This window comes from Streptomyces sp. ActVer (genome assembly GCF_027270795.1).
Classification (GTDB): Bacteria; Actinomycetota; Actinomycetes; order Streptomycetales; family Streptomycetaceae; genus Streptomyces; species Streptomyces umbrinus_A.
This window is the reverse complement of record NZ_JAPWHT010000983.1, coordinates 1-766: the sequence shown is the minus strand read 5'-3', so window position 1 is coordinate 766 and position 766 is coordinate 1. Positions and strand designations below refer to the sequence as shown.

General features: G+C 71.1%; 1 protein-coding gene. It reads right to left on the bottom strand.

Annotation, left to right across the window (positions count from 1 at the left end):
- Window positions 1-228 precede the first annotated feature (228 nt).
- Window positions 229-766, bottom strand: a 538-nt coding sequence (locus tag O3Q52_RS53745) for an SDR family oxidoreductase (RefSeq protein WP_269655636.1), incomplete at its 5' end; no start/stop codon positions are given.

Below are 766 nucleotides of genomic sequence, written 5' to 3'. Positions count from 1 at the left end.
CGCGTCCGGTGAACCCGCAGATCACGACGCCATGGACAACCACACCAGACCCGTAACTTCACGGCCTTGCCCTAAAGACTTAGGGGCGCGGGAAACTGCGCAGTCTTTTTGCGGGGGTTCGGGGGCGGAGCCCCTGAGTCAGGGACGATGGGGGTCCCCCGCTCGAGCGAAGCCGAGAGTGGGGGAGGGTAGGGGCGGCGGGGGCGAGAAAAACCCGCCCCGCCGGAGTCAGGCCGCGTGCCCCCCGTCCACCGAGAACTCCGCCCCGGTGACATACCCCGCCTCCGCCCCCGCCAGATAAGCCACCGCGGAGGCAACCTCCTCGACCGTCCCGAACCGCCCCACCGCGGTCATCGCGGCCTGACCCCCCGCATACGGCCCACCCGCCGGGTTCATATCCGTATCGATCGGCCCAGGATGCACGATGTTCGCCGTGATCCCCCGCTCACCCAACTCCCTGGCCAGCGCCTTGGTCAGCCCGACCAGGGCGGACTTCCCGGTGGCGTACAGCGTGCCACCGGGCCCAGGCACCCGCTGCGTCATGCACGTACCGATGGTGATGATCCGCCCGCCGCGCTCCATGCGCGCGGCCGCGGCCTGGGAGGCAAGGAAGACGCCGCGCACGTTCACGGCGAGAACCCGGTCGACGTCCGCGAGGGAGAGGCTGTCGAGGGGCCCGAGCAGCCCGACGCCCGCGTTGTTGACGGGGACGCCGATCTTCCTGAGGGCGGTGGCGAACTCGTCGGCGGCCGTGCGGGCCGGGGTG